At 66.4% G+C, this 22,817-nt stretch carries 24 protein-coding genes; 13 read left to right on the forward strand and 11 right to left on the reverse strand.

Annotated features, from left to right (window positions below; translation table 11 throughout):
• Positions 1-106 precede the first annotated feature (106 nt).
• Both KVT32_RS08415 and KVT32_RS08420 read left to right on the forward strand, forming a co-directional pair.
• Positions 107-2,230 (forward strand): FUSC family protein, encoded by a 2,124-nt coding sequence (locus tag KVT32_RS08415; RefSeq protein ID WP_217618022.1) that lies wholly within the window; start codon positions 107-109, stop codon positions 2,228-2,230.
• A gap of 118 nt (positions 2,231-2,348) precedes the next feature.
• The gene (locus KVT32_RS08420) at positions 2,349-3,185 is read left to right on the forward strand and encodes a universal stress protein (protein WP_217618023.1); all 837 of its coding nucleotides are present in this window, start codon (positions 2,349-2,351) and stop codon (positions 3,183-3,185) included.
• A 78-nt stretch (positions 3,186-3,263) separates the two neighbouring features.
• Here the strand turns inward: KVT32_RS08420 and KVT32_RS08425 are convergent, their stop codons facing one another.
• From KVT32_RS08425 to KVT32_RS08435, 3 genes are all read right to left on the reverse strand, one after another.
• Positions 3,264-4,220: a 2-hydroxyacid dehydrogenase gene (locus tag KVT32_RS08425; RefSeq protein WP_175155457.1), complete on the reverse strand. Its 957-nt coding sequence runs from the start codon at positions 4,218-4,220 to the stop codon at positions 3,264-3,266.
• A gap of 149 nt (positions 4,221-4,369) precedes the next feature.
• Positions 4,370-4,522 carry a DUF3309 family protein gene (locus tag KVT32_RS08430; RefSeq protein ID WP_076520934.1) on the reverse strand — a complete coding sequence of 51 codons (153 nt, stop codon included), beginning with the start codon at positions 4,520-4,522 and terminating at the stop codon, positions 4,370-4,372.
• A gap of 47 nt (positions 4,523-4,569) precedes the next feature.
• Positions 4,570-4,734, reverse strand: a complete 165-nt coding sequence (locus KVT32_RS08435; protein ID WP_167427925.1) for a hypothetical protein — start codon at positions 4,732-4,734, stop codon at positions 4,570-4,572.
• A gap of 182 nt (positions 4,735-4,916) precedes the next feature.
• On the opposite strand from KVT32_RS08435, the gene KVT32_RS08440 reads away from it, so the two are divergent.
• Positions 4,917-5,969 (forward strand): DNA topoisomerase IB, encoded by a 1,053-nt coding sequence (locus KVT32_RS08440; RefSeq protein ID WP_175155456.1) that lies wholly within the window; start codon positions 4,917-4,919, stop codon positions 5,967-5,969.
• Here the strand turns inward: KVT32_RS08440 and KVT32_RS08445 are convergent, their stop codons facing one another.
• Positions 5,970-6,251, reverse strand: a complete 282-nt coding sequence (locus KVT32_RS08445) for a hypothetical protein (RefSeq protein ID WP_226849307.1) — start codon at positions 6,249-6,251, stop codon at positions 5,970-5,972. It abuts the gene before it with no gap.
• 220 nt (positions 6,252-6,471) lie between these two features.
• On the opposite strand from KVT32_RS08445, the gene KVT32_RS08450 reads away from it, so the two are divergent.
• From KVT32_RS08450 to KVT32_RS08460, 3 genes are all read left to right on the forward strand, one after another.
• Positions 6,472-6,699, forward strand: coding sequence for a four-helix bundle copper-binding protein (locus KVT32_RS08450; protein ID WP_370638967.1), 228 nt, complete (start codon positions 6,472-6,474; stop codon positions 6,697-6,699).
• A gap of 74 nt (positions 6,700-6,773) precedes the next feature.
• Complete coding sequence (locus KVT32_RS08455) at positions 6,774-7,115, forward strand: YqjD family protein (protein ID WP_056317694.1); 342 nt, start codon at positions 6,774-6,776, stop codon at positions 7,113-7,115.
• A gap of 84 nt (positions 7,116-7,199) precedes the next feature.
• On the forward strand, positions 7,200-8,090 hold the full coding sequence (locus tag KVT32_RS08460) for an SDR family oxidoreductase (protein ID WP_217618024.1): 891 nt from the start codon (positions 7,200-7,202) through the stop codon (positions 8,088-8,090).
• A 7-nt stretch (positions 8,091-8,097) separates the two neighbouring features.
• On the opposite strand, the gene KVT32_RS08465 is transcribed toward KVT32_RS08460, so the two are convergent.
• Both KVT32_RS08465 and KVT32_RS08470 read right to left on the reverse strand, forming a co-directional pair.
• Positions 8,098-8,718 carry a DUF4142 domain-containing protein gene (locus tag KVT32_RS08465; RefSeq protein ID WP_152384407.1) on the reverse strand — a complete coding sequence of 207 codons (621 nt, stop codon included), beginning with the start codon at positions 8,716-8,718 and terminating at the stop codon, positions 8,098-8,100.
• A 31-nt stretch (positions 8,719-8,749) separates the two neighbouring features.
• Positions 8,750-9,340: a phage holin family protein gene (locus tag KVT32_RS08470; protein WP_062839532.1), complete on the reverse strand. Its 591-nt coding sequence runs from the start codon at positions 9,338-9,340 to the stop codon at positions 8,750-8,752.
• 168 nt (positions 9,341-9,508) lie between these two features.
• Between KVT32_RS08470 and KVT32_RS08475 the strand changes: the two genes are divergently transcribed.
• Both KVT32_RS08475 and KVT32_RS08480 read left to right on the forward strand, forming a co-directional pair.
• Complete coding sequence (locus tag KVT32_RS08475; protein ID WP_062839533.1) at positions 9,509-9,775, forward strand: hypothetical protein; 267 nt, start codon at positions 9,509-9,511, stop codon at positions 9,773-9,775.
• Positions 9,776-9,821: 46 nt separating this feature from the next.
• The gene (locus KVT32_RS08480; RefSeq protein ID WP_217618025.1) at positions 9,822-10,130 is read left to right on the forward strand and encodes a DUF378 domain-containing protein; all 309 of its coding nucleotides are present in this window, start codon (positions 9,822-9,824) and stop codon (positions 10,128-10,130) included.
• A 28-nt stretch (positions 10,131-10,158) separates the two neighbouring features.
• Here the strand turns inward: KVT32_RS08480 and KVT32_RS08485 are convergent, their stop codons facing one another.
• The gene (locus tag KVT32_RS08485) at positions 10,159-10,374 is read right to left on the reverse strand and encodes a hypothetical protein (protein WP_152384405.1); all 216 of its coding nucleotides are present in this window, start codon (positions 10,372-10,374) and stop codon (positions 10,159-10,161) included.
• A gap of 150 nt (positions 10,375-10,524) precedes the next feature.
• On the opposite strand from KVT32_RS08485, the gene KVT32_RS08490 reads away from it, so the two are divergent.
• Complete coding sequence (locus KVT32_RS08490; RefSeq protein WP_056317667.1) at positions 10,525-10,899, forward strand: hypothetical protein; 375 nt, start codon at positions 10,525-10,527, stop codon at positions 10,897-10,899.
• Positions 10,900-10,905: 6 nt separating this feature from the next.
• On the opposite strand, the gene KVT32_RS08495 is transcribed toward KVT32_RS08490, so the two are convergent.
• Positions 10,906-12,291 carry a sigma-54 dependent transcriptional regulator gene (locus KVT32_RS08495; protein ID WP_217618026.1) on the reverse strand — a complete coding sequence of 462 codons (1,386 nt, stop codon included), beginning with the start codon at positions 12,289-12,291 and terminating at the stop codon, positions 10,906-10,908.
• A gap of 175 nt (positions 12,292-12,466) precedes the next feature.
• Here KVT32_RS08495 and KVT32_RS08500 point away from each other — a divergent pair, with 175 nt between their 5' ends.
• Positions 12,467-13,471 (forward strand): sigma-54-dependent Fis family transcriptional regulator, encoded by a 1,005-nt coding sequence (locus KVT32_RS08500; RefSeq protein ID WP_256450074.1) that lies wholly within the window; start codon positions 12,467-12,469, stop codon positions 13,469-13,471.
• Between the two features lie 158 nt (positions 13,472-13,629).
• Positions 13,630-15,075, forward strand: a complete 1,446-nt coding sequence (locus KVT32_RS08505) for an RNA polymerase factor sigma-54 (protein ID WP_217618027.1) — start codon at positions 13,630-13,632, stop codon at positions 15,073-15,075.
• A gap of 56 nt (positions 15,076-15,131) precedes the next feature.
• On the opposite strand, the gene KVT32_RS08510 is transcribed toward KVT32_RS08505, so the two are convergent.
• The 3 genes from KVT32_RS08510 to KVT32_RS08520 all read right to left on the reverse strand — a co-directional run bounded on the left by KVT32_RS08510 (position 15,132) and on the right by KVT32_RS08520 (position 20,003).
• Positions 15,132-15,497 (reverse strand): hypothetical protein, encoded by a 366-nt coding sequence (locus KVT32_RS08510; RefSeq protein ID WP_056317659.1) that lies wholly within the window; start codon positions 15,495-15,497, stop codon positions 15,132-15,134.
• Between the two features lie 132 nt (positions 15,498-15,629).
• On the reverse strand, positions 15,630-18,626 hold the full coding sequence (locus KVT32_RS08515; protein WP_152384400.1) for a GAF domain-containing protein: 2,997 nt from the start codon (positions 18,624-18,626) through the stop codon (positions 15,630-15,632).
• Between the two features lie 96 nt (positions 18,627-18,722).
• A complete protein-coding gene (locus KVT32_RS08520; RefSeq protein WP_152384399.1) occupies positions 18,723-20,003 on the reverse strand; it encodes an MFS transporter in 1,281 nt (426 codons plus the stop codon).
• Positions 20,004-20,109: 106 nt separating this feature from the next.
• Here KVT32_RS08520 and KVT32_RS08525 point away from each other — a divergent pair, with 106 nt between their 5' ends.
• Positions 20,110-21,009 carry a LysR family transcriptional regulator gene (locus tag KVT32_RS08525; protein WP_217618028.1) on the forward strand — a complete coding sequence of 300 codons (900 nt, stop codon included), beginning with the start codon at positions 20,110-20,112 and terminating at the stop codon, positions 21,007-21,009.
• A 155-nt stretch (positions 21,010-21,164) separates the two neighbouring features.
• Complete coding sequence (locus KVT32_RS08530) at positions 21,165-22,817, forward strand: mucoidy inhibitor MuiA family protein (RefSeq protein ID WP_371825574.1); 1,653 nt, start codon at positions 21,165-21,167, stop codon at positions 22,815-22,817.

A 22,817-nucleotide genomic window follows, 5' to 3' on the forward strand; every position in this document is an offset into this window, starting at 1 on the left:
CGCGGGCACGCTGCAACTCGGGCCTGACGGTGTCTTGTCGACATGGTAGGGTTGCCGTCTTCGGGCCCGGCCCGCGTTCCATTTCCGCTGTATTTCCCCTCTCCGCGTGACTAGTCTGCTTACTCGTTGGCGCGCTTCCCTGCGCAATGTGCTGTGGCTCGACGCCCTGCAAGCCGCCGCCATCAGCGCGGCCCCCGTCATCCTTGCCGTGCTGGTGCACGAACCCCGGTTGGGCTGGACCGCCATCGCGGCGTTCTGGGCCTGCTTCGGCGACCCAGGCGGCCCCTTGCGCAAGCGCGCGGGATCGATGCTGGCGCTGGGCTTGATCGGCGCCCTGTTCTGCCTGCTGGCCAGCGCCAGCGCGGCGCACCTCTGGCTGCTGTTGCCGCTTACGTTTGTCTGCTGCACGTTCGGCGGGCTGCTCCGCGTGCTGGGACCGGCCGCCGCCATCGTGGGCACCCTGCTGTCGGCCGGCTTCGTCGTGGCCGCCGAGCTGCCCGCGCCGACGCTGATGGAAAGCCTCTGGTACACGCTGTTCTTCCTGGCGGGCGCGGTCTGGGCCATCCAGATGACGGCGCTCGTCTGGCGCCGCCGTCCCTGGAAGGACGCAACCCATGCGGTCGCGCACTGCTACCGGGGGCTGGCCGATTTTTCCGACGCGCTGGCTCGCATGTATTCGGGCCTGGCGCCCGCCGCGGGGCAACAAGCCTGGACCGCCGTCGTCAAGCCCCAGCGCAGCGCCCAGCGCGCCGCACTTGAAGCTGCTCGCGTCCGCATCCGCGAAGTGCTCGATGCCCGGCCGTCGCGCCGGGCCCGCGCGCATCAATTGATGTACCTGCTGGACAGCGCCGAGGACAGTTTCATCGCACTGGTCGCGGCGGCCGACCTGCTGGAATCGAACGCGCCGCGCTGGCTGGGCCGCAGCGCCGGCGCCCACCTGTCGCACGCCCTGCACCGGTACGCCAGCGTCTGCAACGCCATCGCCAGCACCTCCGACGTCAGCGATGCCAAGCAGGCCGATTGCCTGCGCGAGCGCCTGGCCCACTACAACGCCGGGCTGCGCGATCTGCGCGGCGGCGCCATGGCCTACGCGCCCGACCTGGCCACCGTGGTGCCGGTGCTGGACCGCCTGCTGCACACCGCTCAGGCGGTCTCCCACACCCTTTTCGACCAGGGCGCCGCGCCCGCCGCGCCCGCCCAACGCGCCCGCGACGCAAGCGGCGCGCAACAGGCCTGGCAAACGTTGCGCCAGAACCTGCGGTTCGAATCCGATGCCTTCCGCCATGCGTTTCGCGTCGGCGTGGGCGCCACCATTGCCGTCGCGCTGTCCAAGACCTTTGCCGTCAACCACGGCTACTGGATGTCGCTGACGCTGGTCTTCATCCTGCAGCCGTACTTCGCGACGACCTGGCAACGCACCGTCGAGCGCGTGATCGGCAGCGTGGCGGGCGCCATCGGCGCCTCGTTGCTGGGACTTCTGCTCAGCACGCCGCTGTCGGTGGCGCTGGCGGTGCTGCCGATCGCGCTGGGCACGTTTGCCGCGCGCACCATCCATTACGCGCTCTTCACCTTTTTCCTCACCTCGCAGTTCGTGCTGGTCAGCCACATCCAGCAGCCCGAGATCTACGAGCCCATGCTGGCCGCGCTACGCGCGTTCAACAGCGTCCTGGGCGGCATCCTGGCGCTGCTGGTGGGCTTTCTGGTCTGGCCCGAGAAGGAACCGCGGCAGCTTGCCGGCGCCCTGGCGCGCGCGCTGCAGCGGCACGCGGACTACGCGCTGGCCCTCACGCAGGAAAAGAGCGGCGACGCGTCTTCGCAGGACATCGTCGGCCTGCGCAGGCTTGCCTGCCTGTCGGCCGACAACGCCGAGGCTTCCCTCCAGCGGCTTCAGCAGAATCCGGTGCATCGCGAGCGCAACGTGGACACCGCGGTGAACCTGCTCAACGCCATGCGCCGCATCACGGCGGCGGGCACGGTGCTGGAAATCCAGCCAGCGCTGCCCCCGGCGTCAGCGGCGGCCGCCGCGCTGCGCGACTACGGCGCCAGGCTTGCGCACGTGCTGCACCCCGAAGGCCCCACCCCGCCCGGAGACGCACGCCGCATCGGCGTCCCGCCGGTCATCGCCGACGCCGAACCGGCGCTCGCCGCTCCGCTGGACCGCATCGCCCAGCAGGCGCGCCAGATCCGGCAACTGCGCGAACGCGTGCAGCGCGACGACGCGGCGCATTAACGGTCTCTCATTGCGCCGGCGAGGCCAAACTCAGACAGGTTTGACGCGCATCAATGGAGCCCGCGGGCGAAACGGCAACCATACGGACATGGCACGCTTTTAACCAAGGAGGCCCACCATGTACCGCCGCATTACTGTCCACCTGGACCACGGGTTTGACTGCACCCGCCGCACCGCGCTGGCGCTGGGACTGGCCAAGCGCCACAAGGCCGAACTGGTGGGGGTCTACGCCAGCTCCGCGCCGCCGCAGTACTACTACGGCGAATCCGTCATGATGTCGCGCACGCTGAACATCATGAAGAACCTGCAGGCACAGAATCGGGGTGCGGTACAGAACGCCTTTCTGGAAGCGGCAGCGGCCGCCGACGTGCCAGCCGTCGTCCGGGCCGGCGAATCCTCGCCCAGCGCCACCGTTGCCCTGCACGGCCGGGCCAGCGACCTCCTCATCGTCAGCCAGCAAAACCGCGACGACGTCGAAGCCGCGCACGAAAACGAATTCGTTGAACAAACCTTGCTGACCGCCGGCCGCCCCGTCATGGTGCTGCCGTCCAGCGGTGATTTTCCGGTGGTCGGCGAGCGGGTCCTCTTGTGCTGGGACGGCAGCCGCGAAGCCGCCCGCGCGCTGGCCAATGCGGCACCGCTCCTACAGGGCGCCTCGCATGTGGTCGTGCTGACCATGGACGAAGGGGCCGCCACGCGCAATGTCGAATCCATCCCCTTCGAAGACCTGGCCAGCTATTGCGTTGCGCATGGCATCCCCGCGCCCGATCACGTGCGCCGCGACATCAAGGGCGTCGGCGTGGGCAGCACCATCCTGAATGCCGCCGCGGACTACAGCGCGGACCTGATCGTCATGGGCGCGTACGGCCACAGCAAGTTCCGGGAATGGGCCATGGGCGGCGCCACCGCTTCCATCCTTAAAAGCATGACCGTGCCCATCATGTTCTCGCACTAACGCGCATCCCCTGCCCGCCCACACGAAGCCGCGCCCCTCACCGGGCGCGGCTTCGGTGCATTTCGGCCGGGAGCAGTATCAGGCCGCCTCGGGCTGCGCGTCGCGAACCGGCGTCAGCACCGGCTTGCCCGCAAAATGCGCCGTGGCGTTTTCCAAGAACAGCGCAACCGTGGCGGCCACGGCTTCAGGCGAGCGGCCCGCGCTGTGCGGCGTCAGCACCACGTTGTCCAGTTGCTTGAGCGCATCGGGTATGAACGGCTCGCCGTCCACCACGTCCAGGCCCGCGCCCGCGATGCGCCGCTCGGCCAGCGCCGCGATCAGCGCGTTGGTATCGACCACGCTGCCCCGCGCGATATTGATCAGATATCCATCCGGACCCAGCGCCTCCAGCACATTGGCGTCAACCAGGTGATGCGTGCCGGCGCCGCCCGGGGTGGCCACCACCAGAAAGTCCGATTCCGCGGCCAGCGCGCGGGGGTTGTCGAAATAGGTGTAGCCCGACTCCGGCCGGGCGCGGCGGTTGTAATACCCGACGCTCATGCCGAATCCATTCGCGCCGCGGCGCGCGATTTCCAGGCCGATCGTGCCCAGGCCCAAAATGCCCAGACGCTTGCCGCTGACCTGCGGCCCCATGAAGCCGCTCCAGTGACCCTGCCGCACCCAGGCGTCCGCCTGCGGCAGTCGGCGCGCGGCGCCCAACAGCAGCGCCATCGCATGGTCGGCAACGGAAACCGCATTGGCGCCCGGGCCGTTGGTCACGACGATGCCGCGCGCGTGAGCCGCCAAGAGATCGATGTTTTCATAGCCGACGCCCAGCGAACAAACGATGCTCAGGTTCGGCAGCGCGGCCATTTCGTCGGCCCGCAGGCCAGTGGCGCCACGCGTCAGGACGGCGCGGATCTGCCCGCCATGCGCCTGGATGGCTTGCGCGCGGGTCTGGTCGGTGGTGGCGAGAATCGGGCGGAAGCCCTGGGATTCGATGACGGGAAGATAGTCCTGAACGCTGTCGATCAGGATGAGTAAGGGGATGCTCATGGGGCTGCGGGATCTAGGTGGGTTGCTGCTGAAACCCGCAGATCTTACGCCCGACGCGGCGCGCGCGCCAGGACGGCACGGCCACCCCGGGCCCTGCTGGCGGCCCGCCAGACGCGCTGGCGTCCGGCGGCCATCAGCGTGTCATGGCGCTATATGCGTCCCATCAACAGCAGCACGATGAGCACGATCACAACGATGCCCAACAGGCCGCTCGGGTAGTAGCCCCAGCTACGGCTGTGAGGCCAGGCGGGGACGGCGCCGATGAGCAACAGGATCAGGATGATCAGCAGGATGGTCGACATAATGACTCCTTGGATTTATTGATTTGAGTTGTGGAAGGGGCGAAGGATCAGGCGTCTTTCGGCGGCACGATTTCCTTGACGGGCGGGGACAGCGGCGGCAGGTCCACGTCCGGCTCATCGGTATCCGGGTCGACCGGCAAGTCCCCCGGCGGCGAGCCGGGCGGGATCGGATCCGGCTTCGGCGGCACATGTAGTTGCAGGACGGTTTGCATTGCACTCTCCTCTGAAGATTCTCTCGCGGGCGGCGCGGCCGGTCGGCGGGCGTTTCCGGCGGCGCGATTGCCGACAAGGCATTCAGCAAGCGGCGTGCCCAAAGCCGTCCACGCCCGCGATCGCCGCCGCCGGGAACGCGGCATGCTGTAGCCCAGCGCTACCGCGCGCACCCGGAGATTGAATGAGCACCCGCACGCAAAAGGACCCGGATCCGTTGCCCGTCGAAGAGGCATCGCTGACCTATGTGGACGACACGCAGCCCGGCTACACCCGCGTGCGCGTCAACGCCCATACGTTTCACTATCTGGACGAGAAAGGCGCGCGCATTACCGACGAGGCGCAGATCCAGCGCATCAACGCCCTGGCCATCCCGCCCGCGTACGAAAACGTATGGATCTGCCCGCTGGCGGACGGGCATCTTCAGGCCACGGCGCGCGATGCGCGCGGCCGCAAGCAATATCGCTATCACCCCGACTGGACGGCGGTACGCGACGCCACCAAATACAAGAATCTGCTGTCCTTCGGCCACGCATTGCCCCGGATCCGGCGTCAGGTCGAGCGCGACATGAAGATACCGGGCCTCACGCAGGACAAGGTGGTCGCGACCCTGGTCCGCCTGCTGGAGATCACCCTGATCCGCGTTGGCGGGCGCGAATATGCGCGTGCCAACAAGTCCTACGGCCTGACAACGCTCAAGCGCCGTCACACGACCGTGGCCGGCAGCCGTTTCCGGTTCAGATTCCAGGGCAAGAGCGGCGTGGCCCACGACGTCACGGTCACGGACCGTCGCGTGGCGCGCATCATCAAGCAATGCCTGGACATTCCGGGCCAGCAGCTGTTTCAGTATCTGGATGCCGACGGCGACAAGCGCCCGGTCGATTCCGGCGCGGTCAATGCCTACCTGCGTCACGCCGGCGGCGGCGAATACACCGCCAAGCACTATCGCACCTGGGCGGGCTCCGTGATGGCCTTTGCCGCGCTGCAGGCGCGCCCGTTCGAAGACGAGCGCCGCGCCAAGCAGGAGGCGGTGGACGTCATCAAGGCCGTGTCAAAACGGCTGGCGAACACGCCCGCCGTGTGCCGCGCGTGCTACGTGCACCCAGCCATCATGGAAGCCTACCTGACCGGTACGCTGCCCGCGCGCACGGCCGCCCCGGCAGGCCCCCGCGGGCTCAGCGCCGACGAGCGGCGCCTGCTCGCCTTTCTTCATGAGCAGGACGCCGGCGATGCGTGATCAGAGAATCGAGGAGCGCGCATTCTTGGCGCGGGGCTGCGGCGCGGAGCCGTCGGCCCAATTCGATTCGGTCTTGTTGTCGACCACCTCGCGCTTGTCGCGCGCGGCCTCGTCGGGCGTATCGGCATCGGGTTTATCCGGTAGATTTGGCACGTCGACGGGACCGCTCGGCGGCAGTATCTTAGCGTTGTCCTGCGCGGATTTGCCGGCGCGCGCCGGCGAGGTGGTTTTGGATGTGGACGAGGGTTTCACGGTGTTCTCCCGCCAGTTGCGAACCTTCATCCTACGGCCCCTCGCCCGCAGGAAAAACTGTCAAGACCTTCAAATTGCAAGCGGATGTGCCGCCGCGCCAGCCGCGCCTGTGTGGCCGGGCGGCCGCGGCCGCTCACAAGGAGATGCAATGCGAGACCCAAACTTCGAACAATGTGTGCAAGCCTGCTATGAATGCGCGGTAGCGTGCGATCAATGCGCGGCCGCGTGTCTGCGGCAGAATCCGGCGCAGATGCGCGCGAACATCGCCTTGTGCACCGATTGCGCCGAGGTCTGCCGCTTGTGCGCGGCCATGCTGGCCCGCGGCGGCGAATTCGCTCAGGCGCTTTGCACGTTGTGCGCGCTGGTCTGCGATGCCTGTGCGCGGCAATGTTCCACGCACGACGCCGAGCACTGCCAGATTTGCGCAGGCGCCTGTATCGCCTGCACGCTGGCATGCCGAGACATGGTCGAGGCGTAAGCCTCGCCCCGCCGCGCGGCCGCCCGGGCCGGCCGCAACGGCGCATTTTTCCGCCCGACAGTCAGGAGCTTTCGATGGCCACCACGAATACCCCCATGCCTTCCGACTTCCCCGAGAACGGCCCCGACAATCGTGGCGCCTACAGGCGCTCGCGGCATCCGGAAAGCTGGATCGACGAGCTGGAAGCCACGCTCAGCGACACTTCGGCAACGGACCTTGAAGCCCTGAAGGCGCGCTTGAACGACCAGCTGCAAGCCACGCGCCAGAGCCTGCGCGAGGCGTCCGACAACGCCCATGACCTCATGCGCGAGACCCTGGACTGCACCGAGGACTACATCCACGCGCGTCCCTGGCAAGCAGTCGGGCTGGTGGCGGGCGCGGCCTTTCTGCTCGGCGTCATCGTCGGCCGCCAGTAGGCCGTTTCCCACGCGGTCGCCGGGAACGGCGTTTGCTCGACTTCCATTGCAAGGCGCATCCCGCGCCGCCCAATGGGAGAACACATGAGCACCCCCAAAAGCGCCCAGACCGGCGACCGCCCTCACCCCACCCCGCCCATGCCGGCGCAGCACCTGGACGAACAGCCAGGCGTTGAAGCCAACATGGTGCTCAAGCCCCAGTATCAGGCGCCCGGCTACAAAGGCAGCGGCAAGCTGCAAGACAAGGTTGCAATCATCACTGGCGCCGACTCCGGCATCGGCCGGGCCGTTGCCGTCCTGTTTGCCCGCGAAGGCGCGGACGTCGCGGTGATGTACCTCGATGAACACGAGGATGCCCGGGAGACCAGCCGCGCCGTGCAGGCTGAAGGCCGCCAGTGCCTGCTGATCCCGGGCGACGTCCAGAATTCTGCCTTCTGCGACGAGGCCGTCGCGCAGGTGGTCAAGCACTTCGGCAAGCTCGACATCCTGGTCAACAACGCGGCCTACCAGCAACACACCGAGACGCTGCCGGAAATCAGCGACGAAAAATGGGACAAGACGCTGCGTACCAACATCAGCGCCTATTTCTACATGGCGCGCGCCGCGCTGGAACATTTGAAGCCCGGCAGCGCCATCATCAATACGGGATCAGTCACGGGTCTGAACGGCAGCGGCAAGTTGCTGGACTACTCATCGACCAAAGGCGCCATCCACGCGTTCACCCGTTCGCTGGCCTCGAACCTGGCCGAAAAGGGTATTCGCGTGAACGCGGTCGCGCCCGGTCCCGTCTGGACGCCGCTCAATCCGGCCGACCGAAGCGCCGAAGACATCAAGTCATTTGGTGAAAAGACCGATCTGGGACGCCCCGCTCAGCCGGAAGAAATCTCGCCCGCCTACGTCTTTTTGGCATCGCCCGAATGCTCGAGCTATATCACGGGCATCGTGCTGCCCATCACGGGCAGCGCGGGCGACTGAGCGATCCTCACTTCTCCGGCACCACCGAGGCCGGCGCGGCGCGCGACGCCGGGGACACCGGCGGCGCTTCGCCCTTGGGCGCAGGATGGATCTTGTCGCCATTGACGGCGGGCTCGCGACCCAACGCGCGGCTCATCGCGTAGTGATCGCTCAACATCGGCAAGGTGCGCGTCGCAAAGTCGCGCACCTGCGCATCTTCCGACTCCTTGGCGGCTGTTTCAAAAAGGCGATTGGCGGTCGCGTGCGCGTCCACGGCAGCCTTCTTGATATACACCTGGTCGAACTCGGCGCCCGTCTTTTCCCGCAATTCATGCAGCGTCGCGCGATCGGGCTCGGCCGGCTGATCGGGCAGCGAGATGTTCTTGGCCGCTGCCAACGCGTGGATCTCCTTGTTCACCGCCGTGTGCTGTTCAAGCATCTTGGCCGCAAACGCGCGCACCTGTGCGTCCTTGGCGCGCTTGCTTGCCAGTTCGGCGGCCTGCACCTCGAAAATTCCCGAACCCGAGGCAGCCTGCAGGAAGCGGGCGTCCGAGGCGTCCAGTTCTGCGGCATGCGATAGCGGGCCCGCGCCCGCAAGCACCACCGCCGCGGCAAGCGCGGCAAATGACGGTTTAGTGAATGGATTCATATTGCTGTCTCCGTGCGTGGCTGGGCGGGGCTCAATTGGCGGTGGTCGGCGCTTCCACCCGGCGCGGCGGATCCAGCGGATCAAAATCCTGCCACTTGCCATCCTGCCATCGCCCATTGGCCCGTTCGATGTCGGTGCCGCCCGCGGCGCGCAAGATCTGGCGGGCTTGCTGCTCGCGCCCAAGGTCCACGTGCAGCGCCAGCATGACACCGGCCTGGCGCACGGGCGGGTGCGATTTCTCGGGCTCGCCCGGCGCGGTGCGCACCCGCTTCTTGCGGCCGACCACCCACATGGCGCCCGCCAACGCCCCGATGTAGGCGCCCACCCCGGCAGCGGCAATCGTGATGAAGATCGAGGCGGCCAGTTGCGCGGCGATCAGCCCCGCCACCAACGCAAAGACCAGCCCCAGCAACGACGCGCCGGCCACCGCGCCAAAATGCCCGCCTTTGGCATCGGGGTCTGCGATCCGATCGCCCCCCAGCGGAAAGCGCCCATGCTCGCCGGCAATACTGACGTAAAAAGTGTGGATGTCATCCTCGGTATAGCCCTCGGCGAACAACTTCTGGGCGGCCAGCGTGGCTTCGTCGAAGGTCTGGAACCGTGCAGCGACAATCAAGGACATGACAATCTCCCGGGGAAAAATTTTCAATCAAGGAGCAACTTCCATACCTGCGCTGCCGGAACCGCCCTGCCCATCGCGACGTCGGCATGGCGCTTGCTGCCTGCCACGCACCCGCTGCTGCGCGCACCGCCTGTTCCGATCCCGCGCGCGCTTATCCGGAGAATGCTCATGCCCCGTATACCCGACACCGATATCAACCTTGACGAAAGCGGCCGTCCCGATCTGGGTCCCAGCGACTCTTCAGATTCGGCCAGCGACCTGCCGCGCGACCTCAGGCACACCGATAGCGACTCCCAGGCCACGGGCGAACGCGAGAGCGTCGAACCGGACTTCCAGGACGACGACGGCGCGGACGTGGCGACCGACCGCGTCACCGACGCGGACGAAGCCGGCCTCTCGCACGACGCGCCCGATCCGGTCCGCAACGGTGGCTGAGGCCATCTCGAACCGGACCCGGCGCCGCACTCCCTGAGGAACGACGATGGAAATATCCCGTACTGAGGAATTGCTGCCCGGGTCCGAGCCCGACGAGGGCCTGCCGGCGCCCGAGCCTGCCCGCAGCGAAGCGCGGCGCTGCCTGTCCGCGCTGGATTGGATGGCGCTGATCGCCGTCGTGGCCGGTGGGTTGAACAGCGGTTTGATCGCTGCCGTCAATCTGGATGTGATCGAGAAAATTTTTCCGCACATGGCGGCGGCGCGCACCGTCTACGGCGTGATCGGCCTCGCGGCGTTGTATTGCGTCGTGATGCTCTTTCGTCTGGCTGACGAATTGGGCGAATCGGCCCGCTGACAACAAGCCGTTTCGCCCGCCTTTCGCATTAATTGCCGTCAGGCCGCTTGCCCGGATACTGCCCGCCCTCTTCAAACTCCGGCCCCTTGCGGTTCGGCGTTTTATCCGAATGCCGCTTATAAGGCTGATCGTTCTCGGTCGGCTTATCCGCGCCAAACTGACCGCTCTGGTTCGCCGCCTCCGTATCGTCCTTGGGGGTATTGGCCTTGGACTTGGCGGACTGCTGATCGTCTGGGGTCGTCATGAATCATCTCCTTGATACGCGCCATCCGTGAATCGCGAATGGCCTCGCTCCTCCTGCGCAAGCGCCGTGCCTGGAAATTCTGGGCACGTTACTTGCTCTAGGGGTAGTCGGGTCCGCCAACTACCGGATCACTTACCCAAGGAGTCAGTCATGAATCTGTCCAAAACGATTTGCCCCGCTTTTGCCCTGTGCTTTTCCGTCCTGGCTTTCCAGGCCTCCGCGCAAACGGGCACGACCGGCGTTCGCACGAACGATCAGATCGACAACCAATACAAAATGGACAAAAAGCAATGCGACGGCATGAAGGGCAATGCCAAGGACGTCTGCCAGAAGCAGGCCGAAGCCACGCGCGACAAGGCCAAGGCCGACGCCAAGGCCGCGAAGGAGAAGGCCGAAGCCTCCCACGACGCGGCCAAGACGCGCAACGATGCCGACTACAAGGTCGGCAAGGAAAAGTGCGATGCCATGTCCGGCAACGCCAAGGACGCCTGCATGGCTGACCTGAAGACCCGCTTCAACAAGTAAGCGGCGTCAGGCGGATTCCCGGGACGGTCCGCCCGTCCGGGAATTCTCGCCGGGCAGCACGTAGCCTGCTGCCGCGTATTCCTCAAGACGGTTGTAGAGCGTCTTGGGACTGATGCCCAACACTGCGGCCGCCTGTTTCTTGACCCCGTTGCATCGCTCAAGGGTGGCCAGGATCAGACGACGATCGGCTTCGGCCAAGGTCTCGCCAACCGGCACGCTGACTTGCCCGCCGGCCGACTCGCCAGCTGGCGATACCTGCGGCACAAGCATATCCAGATCCAGCACATCCCCATCGGCCATGATGAACGCGCGCCGCACGAAGTTCTTCAGCTCGCGGACGTTGCCTGGCCATTCGTACCGCGCGAGCGCGGCCGCCGCCTCGGGCGAAAAATCCTTGTTCTTGCCGGATTCTTCGTTGAGCGCCTGCAGAAAGCGCTGCGCCAGAAAGAGAATGTCGCTGCCGCGGTCGCGTAGCGCCGGCAGCTCGATGGGAAAAACGCTCAGCCGGTAGTACAGGTCTTCACGCAGCTTGCCCTCTTGCACGGCCTGCTCCGGATTCCGGTTGGTCGCAGCCACCACGCGAATGTCGCACGCAATTTCCCGGTTGGTGCCCACGCGCATGAATTGGCCGGTTTCCAGCACACGGAGCAGCTTGACCTGCAGGTCAAGCGGCATTTCGGTGACTTCGTCCAGGAACAACGTGCCGCCGTCGGCGCGCTCGAAGTACCCCTTGTGTTGGCGGTCTGCACCGGTGAAACTGCCGCGCTCGTGCCCGAACATTTCACTTTCGATCAGGTTGGGCGAGATGGCGCCGCAATTGACCGCGATGAACGGCCGCTGCCGGCGCGGGCTGAGTTCGTGGATGGCGTGAGCGGCCAGCTCCTTGCCGGTGCCGCTTTCGCCGATCAGCAAGGTGGTGACCGTGGTGGGTGCCACGCGCCCGATCTGACGATACAGCGTCTGCATGCGTTCGGACTTGCCATACAGCTTGCCGAACCGGCCCGGTTCTTCAAACGGGGTGCCGGGCATTTCGCCGCCCGAATTGGTCATGATCCGCTTCAGGATCTCTTCGAGGCGCTCCATGCAGATGGGCTTGACCAGATAGTCGGTCGCACCCAGGCGCAGGGCCTGCACGGCGTTGTCGACAGTACCGTGGCCGGTCATCACCACCACTTCTGCGCTGTGCACGGCAACGTTCTTGAAAATGTCCATGCCGCTGCCGCCCGGCAGCCGGACGTCCGTCAACACCAGGTCGGGCGCTTGCCGTTCGAGCTGGATGAGGGCGTCCTTGACGCTGGCCGCCAGGGCCACCGAAAACCCGCTTTCTCGGCCGATTTCGGCCAGTGTTTCCCGTATTGCATCGTCGTCGTCGACGATAAGCAGGTGAGGCATGCTATCTCCGTATCCCTTCCATAACCATCAGAATAGTCACTATGAGGTCGGCCGGCGCAAATATCTGCCAGTTTCCAACAACGTTTTCCAATACTTGCAACTCGTCGCAATCAGACAGCAGACCGCCCTCTACGATGCGATTATTGCAGGCCCGCTTTCGGGACTAGGAATCAGCATGGCCAGTCGAAATACCGCTCCGCGCACCACCGCGCCTTCCCCCACTTCCGTTTTTGCGGACACCAGCGGCATGTCGCCGCAAATGCGAAAGCTGGGAAACCAGATCGCACTTGCCGCAGCTACCGATGCAAGCGTGTTCATTATCGGCGAAAGTGGGGCTGGCAAGGAAATCGTTGCGCGCGCCATCCACGAGGCGAGCGATCGCCGCGATCAGCCCTTCGTCGCCGTCAATTGCGGCGCGATCAGCGGATCGCTGGCGCACGCCGAGTTGTTCGGCCATGAGAAAGGCAGCTTCACGGGCGCTGTGTCGCAAAACGCCGGGTACTTCGAGTACGCAAGCGGCGGCACGCTGTTCCTGGATGAAGTGACGGAAATGCCGCCGGACATGCAGGTGCATTTCCTGCGCGTGCTTGAAGTGGGCACGTATCAGCGCGTGGGCGGCACGGACCTGCTGCGCGCCAATGTGCGCGTCATCTGCGCCAGCAACCGCGACCCGGCCGCCTCGGTGGCGGATGGCCGCCTGCGCCAGGACTTCCTGCACCGTCTGCTGGTGATCCCGCTGCGCGTGCCGCCGCTGCGCGAGCGCGGCGACGACGCCCTGCTGCTGGCGCATCAATTCCTGGATACGCTCAATGCGCAGCACGGCACGCAAAAGACGTTTTCGCCCGCCATGCTAGAGGCGATCAAGGCGCACGACTGGCCGGGCAACGTACGCGAACTTCGCAACGTGGTGCAGCGCGCGTACATCATGGCCGATACCCAGCTGGACGCCGACTTGGCGACGCGCAACCTCGGGCCCAACCAGGCACAGGTTCGCGACGGTTCGCTGAACTTTCCGGTGGGCATGCCGCTGGGCCGCGCCCAACGCGAATTCATCCTCGCCACGCTGGCCCACCATGCGGGCGACAAACGCCTGGCCGCCGAGACGCTCGGGGTCAGTCTGAAAACCCTGTACAACCGGCTGGATGTCTATGAAAAGGACGAGCCAGAAAAAGCTGCCTGAGCAGTTCTTACCACCGGGTTTGTAATACTGGCTCAGCATGCCGCGTTCCCGGGGCGCCTTCGCCCCCTTGAACGGGGTTGGCACGATCTTTGCATATAGAAGGGGAATGAGCCGCCTTCCGGCGGCCGCCCCTTCAGGAGACTCGATTGGGCCACCCCATGCAAGAACTTCGCCTGCGCCAGCAAATGACGCTCGCGCCGCGTCTGCAACAGTCCGTCAAGCTGCTTCAGATGTCGGCGCTTGAATTCACCACGGCCGTGCAGCACGCGCTGGCCTCAAACCCTTTTCTCGAAGATCCGGACGATTCGGAGCCCGAGTCGGCGGCCCCGGCTGCGCCTGGCATCCGCGGCGAGACGGCGGACATGGAAGGACAGCCCACCCCGGAGCCCGTTGCGGCCTCAGACAGCCCGGACGGTGACGAGCCCCCGCCCGACGCGCCCGCCTATTCCGGCGACTACCCCACCCACACGTCCTCCGGCGGCGACAGCGATCTGGGCCAGTGGGCCTGCGCCAACGTGTCGATGCGCGATCGCCTGTCCTTCGAACTGGGCAACTATCACCTGCAGCCGCGTGATCGCCTGCTGGCGGAGTTCATCATCGACGCGCTGGACGACGATGGCTATCTGCGCACGCCGCTGTCCGCGCTTTGCACGGCTGCGGATGCGGACATCAGCCCGATTCCGGAGGAATCCGAATGGATGGCGGCGCTTCGCCTGGTGCAGCAGCTGGACGCCCCCGGCATTGCCGCGCGCGACTTGCGCGAGTGCCTGACCCTGCAACTTGCCGCGCTGCCGGATGAAAACGACGACACGCGCGCACTGGCTCAGAAAATCGTCCAGGAACATCTGGAGCGGCTGGGCAAGAACGATTACGTCGGCCTGCGCCGCGCGCTGGGATGTGGCGATGACGCCCTGCGCGACGCCTGCGCGCTGATCCGCCGGCTGGACCCCAAGCCCGGCGGCCGCTACAGCGGAGACACGCCGGTGTACGTGGTGCCGGATGTGTTCGTGGACAAATGGCAGGGACGCTGGCGCGTGCTGCCCAATCGCAGCGCCATGCCGCGCGCGCGGTTGCACAGCGCCTACGCGGATCTCTTTCGCCGCGCCCGCCTGGACGACCGCAGCCCCATGGCGCAGGAACTCCAGGAAGCGCGTTGGCTGGTGCGCAATGTCGAACAGCGCTACACCACGATCCAACGCGTGGCCGAGGCCATCGTGAAGCGCCAGCAGATGTTCTTCGAATATGGCGAAGTGGCGCTGCGCCCGCTCATGCTGCGCGAAGTGGCGGACGACCTGAACATGCACGAGTCCACCGTCTCGCGCGCGACCGTAAGCAAGTACATGACCACGCCGCGCGGCGTTTTCGAGTTCCGCCACTTCTTCTCGCGTGAACTGGCCACGGAGTCGGGCGGATCGTGCTCTGCAGCCGCAGTGCGTGCCCTCATCAAGGAAATGGTGGACGCCGAAGACCCTGCAATGCCCCTGTCCGACGTGGCGCTGACGCAGCAACTGGCCTCCAACGGCATCTTGCTGGCCCGCCGCACCGTGTCGAAGTACCGCGGCCAATTGCGCGTGCCGCCCGCCGAGCTGCGCCGCCAGCACTGATCAGCCCGGCGCCCATAAAAAAAGGCTTCCTTGCGGAAGCCTTTTTGTTGGGCTGCTTACTTGCTGCCGCCCGTGTTCGGATATCCCGGAGGAGGCGTAGCGCCAGCGGCCGGGGTCTTCGGCACGTTGTCATTGGCCTCGCGCTTGCGGTTGGGCATTTCCGACCCATGCTTGTCCGACTTCATGTGACCGCTCTTGTCCAGGTTCGGCGGCGTCGTGCCCGTATTGGGCGCGGCGTTCGGGGCGGGGGGAATCTGGCCCGGGGGCACCTTGGTATTGGGCGGCACGGCAGCCCCGTCGTTCGGCGTCGTGGACGGCGAAGTCGGGGGGGTGCTGCGGCCCGTGGACTGGGCATAGGCGCCGCCAGCGGTGGCAACGCCGGCAATCAAAGCAAACGCGCAGGTCATGGCACGGTATTTCATAGCGTAGCTCCTTCCTTGGTTGAAATGCACCGACCTAGTCGCAAGCCCCGTGCCTGACCCCCTGCCCGCCTTCTCTCCTACTGGTAGTCCTCCATGCGGGGCATTTTTTACCTGCGTTTGAACACTTGACCCTCAGCGTGCCCGTTGCGGCCCCGCGCTCTCTTCCAGCATCCGCTGCACGCGCTCGCCCAGCGCATCCAGCGAGAACGGCTTGACGATGAGTTCCATGCCTTCTTCCAGGAACCCGCCCGCACTGGCCGCGCTTTCGGCGTATCCCGTCATGAGCAGAACCCGCAGGCCGGGATGCGCGACGCGCGCGGCGTCGGCCAATTGGCGGCCGTTCAAATTGGGCAGGCCCACGTCGGTCACCAGCAGGCTCAGGTTGCGCGTGGCGGTCACCAGCTCAAGGCCGGCCTCGCCATCGCCGGCCGTCAGCACATGCAGCCCCATGTCCACGAGCGACTCCCGCACCATTTCCCGCACGTTCATATCGTCTTCCACGACGATAACGAAGGCCTGGCCCGCCGACGCCGCCTTCGCGCCCGTCGCCCGCGGCGTTTCGGCCGCCATCTCCGGCACGCCCTGATGACGCGGCAGATAGAGGCGAACCGACGTGCCGACGCCTTCGGCGCTTTCCAGCACGGCACTGCCGCCCGCCTGCTTGGCAAAACCGTAAGTCATCGACAGACCCAGACCCGTGCCCTCGCCGAGCGGCTTGGTCGTGAAGAACGGATCGAAGGCGTGCGCCAGCACGTCGGGCGACATGCCGCATCCCACGTCCGACACCGTGACCTCGACGAACGCGCCGGGATTTACACCCGGGTTCTGGCGCAGCGACGCGGCGTCCAGGTGTGTGTTCGCCGCGGCAATGGTCAAGACGCCGCCGTTCGGCATCGAGTCGCAAGCGTTGATCACCAGGTTGAGCATTGCGTTCTCGAACTGGTTCCGGTCGCAGTTGACTGGCCACAAGCCCGGCTCCAGATCGAACACCAGATTCACACGCTCGCCGGTGTAGCGATGAAACAGGTCCGTCATGGAATGCAGCGTGGCCTCCACGCTGAACGGCTTGGGGTCGATCGGCTGGCGCCGCGAGAAAGTCAGCAGCCGCTGCGTCAGATGCGCGGCCCGGTTCGCCGAATCCATGGCCACGGTGATGAAACGCTGCGCCTGTTCCGGCACGCCGGCCGTCAGCTTGCGCTGCACCAGATACAGCGCGCCCGTGATCCCTTGGAGCATGTTGTTGAAATCGTGCGCGATACCGCCCGTCAAGCGCCCCACTGCTTCCATCTTCTGCGCCTGGCGCAGCGCATTCTCGGTGTCGGCCAGGGCTTCGGCCTGCGCCTTCAGGTCCGAATCGTCGCGCCCGGCCACATACAGGCTGTCCTCGGACCACGACATGCTCCATGTGATCCAGCTGTAGCCCCCTTCGCGCCGCAATACCCGGTTTTCCACGTGCCGGGCGGGTTGCGCGCCGTTCGCCTTGGCCTGCGGCGACCAGGCGGCGCGGGTCGCCTCCAGGTCATCGGGGTGGATCAGCTCTGACAGTCCCATCGACAGGAACTGGTCGGGGTTCCAGCCCAGGATGGTTTGCACCGCCGGATTCACGCTGGCAAATCTGCCGCGGCCATCGATGACCGCAAGCAGTTCGGGCGACATCCGCCAGATGCGGTCCCGCTCGGCGATGGCGTGCTCGACCCGCTGCTCCAGCATGCGCGCATACTGCGACCGCTCGACGGCATCGCACATCCGTTCGGCCACTTCCTCGATGAAGGCCAGATCCGCGGGCTTGAGCCGGCTGCTGGACAAGGGGCGGACCACCAGCGCGCCGCCCTGCCGCGCCCAACGGCGCATCGGCACCACGATGGCCGACGGGCGGACGTCGCCGCCCTCTTGCGCCACCAGCGGCTGCAGGTAGGTGGTGCGCCCGTTGCGCACCGCCTCGAAAAAGTCGTCGCCCAATTGTTCTGTCGCCAGCGGCTCCTGGCGCGCCACGTACACGTCGGACTGCCAGGACGTGGACACGACGGGCGCCGCGCCGTCGCCGGCCCAATCCAGAACTGCCACCAGGCCCAGCGACAGGTGCTGCCCCAGCCCCGCGCAGGCGGTCTCCTCGATCGCGGCCTGCAGGTGCAGTTCTCGCATGCGGTCGCCCAGCGCCAGCAGGAAATTCTTGCGATGCTGGCCTTCCCACAGCTCGGTCTCGGCAGCCTTGCGCGCGGAGACGTCCAGGAAAAGCGCCATGATCCGGTCGGGCCCTTCCTTGCGCGCCCGCGCTTCGTACCACGCGTCGTTGGGCGCGGGAACGGCAAATTCGAACTGGGTCGGCTCGCCTGTTTCCACGACCTGGGCGAACGTATCCAGGATCTGGCTGGGCACGCCCGGAATCATCTCACGCAGCGTGTGACCCAGCGTGTCGCCCTCCCGCATGCCGCTCTGGCGTTCGAAGGCCGGGTTCACTTCAAGAAAACGGAAATCGGCAATGCGGCCATCCTCGCCGCGCAGGGCCTCGGCCAGGAAGAATGCCTCCTGCATGCCCTCGAACATGGCGCGCCAGCGGTCGCCGCTGCGGCGCAAGGCCACGTCGAGCAGATGCCGTTCGATGGCCAGGGCGGCGCTACGCGTGACAAGCGCAATGGCGTCGATGTCGTGTGCCGACGGCAGGCGGCTTTCGTCGTAATAGTTGGAGAACACGCCCAGCAGCCGCCCGTCCGGCGCCTTGATCGGGGTCGACCAACAGGCACGCAGGCCGTGCGCCGCCGCGACGTCGCGCCATGCGGCCCAGCGAGGATCCCGGGAAATGTCTTCCACGTAGACCGGGCAGCCCGAATGCGCCGCAGCGCCCCAGGGGCCGGCCTCGGGCTCGATCATCATCCCGCTTACCGCAGCGTTGAATTCATCCGGCAGGCTGGGCGCGGCGCCATGCTCCAACCTGCCCCCCTTGTCGTCCACCAGCGCGATGGACGCGCGAAGTTTCACGCTCGATTGGGCCTCGATGGCGTGAAGCACATGTTCTAGCACCTGCTGGAGCGGCACGCCGGCAGCGATTCGCTCCAGCATGATGCGTTCGTCTTCAAGACGAGCTAGCGTGTCGGTCCATGGCAGGGACACGCGGTCTTGCTTGGTCAGCATGTTTCCCCCTATCGCAATACGGAATGTACGCGATAGGGACACGCCTGGGGCAACCCTGCGTAACGCGAGGCTACCCTTCCTGGAAAAAAGAGGCGGTCAGGCGGGCCCCGCCACCCCTGCCGCCGGGTCACGGCGCCCCGTGCGCCAGGCAAGGCCCGCGCTGATCGTCAGTGCGGCCGCCAGCAGGCCGCCGGCCATCGCCGCCACGCCGTGCCAGCCGCCAACCGTCCAGAATTGGCCGCCCAGCGCGCCCAGGACGCTGGACCCCACGTAATAGACCAGCAGGTACAACGAGGCGGCCAGCGCCTTGTAGCCTCGTGCCATCTGACCCACCCAGCCGCTTGCGACGGCATGGGCGGCAAAAAAGCCGAACGTGAAGACCACGATGCCCGCGACCAGCACAGGCAGCGAATCCGAGAGCGTCAGCACCAGACCGGCCAGCGCAAGCCCCGACGCGGCGGAGAGCATCGCCCCGCGCCCATGACGGTCGGCCAGGCGGCCGAACCACGTGGATGCGAAGATGCCCACCAGGTAGACGACGAAGATGAAGCCGATGAAGGTCTGGCTAAGCGAGAACGGCGGGAGCAACAGCCGGAAACCGACATAGTTGTAGACGGCCACGAAAGCGCCCATCAGTAGCCCGCCCATGGCGAACAGTGCGCACAGCGGCCCGTTCTTCAAGTGCGCGCCGGCCCCGGCCCGCACGTCCGACCAGACGCCTGCCCACCCTTGGCCGCGCCGCGGCGTGAAGCGGCGCGACGCCGGCAGGAGCCACAGGAACAGCACGGCCGCGACGATGCCCAGCAGTCCCAGCGTTCCCATCGCCGCGCGCCACCCGAAGTGATCGGACACCAGGCCGGTGATCACCCGTCCCGACAGCCCGCCAAACGCGCTGCCGCTGATGTACAGCCCCATCGCGAAGCCCAGCGTGCCCGGTTCGACCTCCTCGGCCAGATAGGCCATGGCCACGGCCGGCACCCCGCCCATCGCCACCCCTTGCAAGGCGCGCAGGGCCAGCAGGCTCTGCCAGTCCGGCGCGACCGCCGCAATGGTGCCAAGAATGGCGGACGCGAACAGCGACCACGCCATGACGCGCTTGCGCGGCAGCGCGGCCGAAAACAGGCCGACAAAGAAAATGGCGATGGCCAGCAAGCCCGTGCACAGCGACAGCACCAGGCTGCTCTGCGCGGGCGAAACATGGAAAGCCTGGGTGAACAGCGGCATCAGCGGCTGCACGCAATACAACAGCGAAAACGTGGAAAAGCCGGCGGCGAAGAGCGCCCATTGGGCGCGGCGCAGACCCGGCGTGCCGCGCGCCAGATACGCCGGCGCCGATACGCCGGGGTCTGTTGCGTGACTTGCAGAAGGGGTAGACATCAGGATTCTCGAAAAACACCCGGGCAGGAGCCCGTGGAGAACAAGGTAGACATTTCCCCTGCATATGTCCAATATATGAAACCGCTCCTGTCTATATTTAAAACCGATGGAACTGCGTCACCTGCGATATTTCACCGCCGTCGCCGAGGAACTGCACTTCACGCGGGCGGCCGCCCGCCTGGGCATCGGCCAGCCCCCGCTCAGCCAGCAGATCCAGCAATTGGAGCGCGAGATCGGCACGCCGCTCTTTCTGCGCCTGCCCCGCGGCATCGCGCTGACCGAAGCCGGCGTGCAATTTCTGGACGACGCCCGCGCCATCCTGGCCAGCGCCGACCGCGCCGTGGATATGGCCAGGCGGCTGGGGCGCGGCGAACGCGGCGCCATCACGGTCGGCTTTACCGCGTCGGCCGTCTTTCATCCCTACCTGCCCCGGGCCATCCGCGCTTTTCGCGACCGCTATCCGGACGTGCGCATCACGCTCACCGAAAGCAATACCGTCACGCTGCTGCGAGGCCTGCGCGCGGGCGACGTGGACGTGGCCTTTGTCCGCCCGCCCTATGTGCTGGACGCCGAATTCGAATCGGAGCGGGTGCTCGATGAGCCCATGCTGATCGCCCTGCCGCCGGACCATCCGCTCAGCAGGAAGCGCGCGGTCCCGATCGTCGCGCTGGCCGAGGAGGACTTCGTGCTTTATCCGCGGCCCATCGGCGCGGGCCTGTACGACGCCATCCAGTCCGCCTGCCAGCGCGCCGGCTTTGCCCCGCGCGTCATTCAGGAAGCGCCGCAGATGGCGTCGATCGTGAGCCTGGTGGCGGCTGGCGTGGGTATCTCCATCGTCCCCGCCGCGATGCGGCACATGGGCGCCCAGGGCATCGAGTACCGTCCCATCAAGGGCGATGCGCCCCATGCGCTGCTGGACATGGCCTACCGGCGCCATGACCGCTCGGTAGCCGCCGAAAACGCCGTCGGCATGCTGCGCCGGCTGGCGCATCCCGAGCGGGAATGAAACCCGGCCCCGGGGGATTGCCGTATCAGCCTGTCGCGTTTGTCATTTTCTGTAAACCTGCGGCGCGGGGCTGGGACTAGACTCTCGCGCTTGCGGGCGATGCGTCCCCTGGAATCCGCGATGCCGGCCGCGCCCAACTTTTCAAAGGTGACCCCGTGAGACGTACCCTTCTGGCCCTGGCCTTTGCAACGATTCCCGGCTTCGCCGCTGCCGCCGCGCTGCCCTCAGCCATCGGCGCGGTCACCGTCTATCAGGACCGTGCGGTCGTCACCCGCGCCGCCAGCAGCGACCTGGCCGCCGGCGAACACGAACTGATCCTGGACAACCTGCCGGCCTCGCTGCAGGAAAACTCGCTGCAGGTGTCCGCCAAGAGCACCGGCCAGGCGACCCTGCTGGACGTCAAGGTCAGCGACGTCTACCAGACCGACACCGCCAACGAACGCGTGCGGTCGATCGAAGCGCAGCTCGACAAATTAACTGCCCGGCAAGCCGCGCTCGACGACGAAGCCGCGGTGCTCGACAACCAGCGCGAACTCATTCTGATGATGCAGCGCGGCGCCACGGAACCGGCCAAGGACGGGGCCCGAATCACCGTGGATGAGCTCAAGGCGATCCAGACGCTCAGCGCCGAGTCGCTGGCCACGACGCTGGCGGGCCTGCGCCGCGTCGCCGAACAGAAGACCGCGCTGGAGCGCGAAATGACGGCGCTGCAAACCCAGCTTGGCCAGGTCCGCGGCGAGGCGGGCCGGCGCACCAAGAAGGTCGCCTTGCGCGTTGGCATGGCGCGCGCCGGCAAGCTGGACCTCGCGCTGTCGTATGCCGTGGCGGGCGCGCGCTGGACGCCCGCCTATGATGCGCGGCTGCGTCCGGCCGATCGTCAGGTGGACCTTGGTTACTTCGGTGTCATCCGCCAGAACACGGGCGAAGACTGGAACAACGTGAAGCTGACGCTGTCCACGGCCCGGCCGTCGCTGGGCGGCGGCGCGCCCACGCTGCGCCCGTGGATCATCGACGTGGCCGCCCCTCCCCCGCCCCCGCCGCCCCGTCCCGCCGCCGCGCCGGCCCCTGCTGCCGTCCAGGCCGAGATGCACGCCAAGCGCGCGCCGCGCGGCCGCGCGATGGAAGACAGCGCCATGTTGCCCGAGCCGCAAGCCGAGGCCATCGAGCTGTCCACGGCCCAGCTCCAGAATGCGGCAACCAGCGCGTCGTTCCAGATCCAGAACCCGGCAACGCTGCTGTCGGACAACACCACGCAGCGCGTTGCCATCGCCACGGCCAAGCTGCCGGCCACCTTGCAATACCAATCCACGCCCGCACTGCGCGAAACCGTCTACCTGACCGCGCAAGCCAGCAACAACACCGACTTTCCGTTCCTGGCGGGTCCGCTCAATACGTTCCTGGACGATGCCTTTGTCGCCACGGGTGCCATGAAAGCGGTCATGCCCGGCGAAAAGCTGGAGCTGGCGCTGGGCGCGGACGAGGGCATCTCCATCAAGCGCCAGCTGGTCAACCGCTACACCGAGAGCACCGGCTTTTCGGGCAGCGGCAAGCGTGTCACCTACGAGTACAAGATCACCGTCAAGAACAACAAGTCGACCAAGGAACAGGTGACCTTCACGGATCACCTGCCCATCTCGCGCAACGAGAAAATCGTGGTCAAGCTGCTGTCGCCCGCCGACCGCGACATCAAGCGCGAAGAGGACGGCAAGCTGGTGTGGGACTGGGAGCTCGAGCCGGGCAAGTCGCGCGAGACGGTGTTGAAGTTCTCGGTGGATTACCCGGGTGATATCGACGTGTCCGGCCTCTGA

The organism is Achromobacter sp. GbtcB20 (assembly GCF_019091095.1).
Lineage (GTDB): Bacteria > Pseudomonadota > Gammaproteobacteria > Burkholderiales > Burkholderiaceae_B > Achromobacter > Achromobacter mucicolens.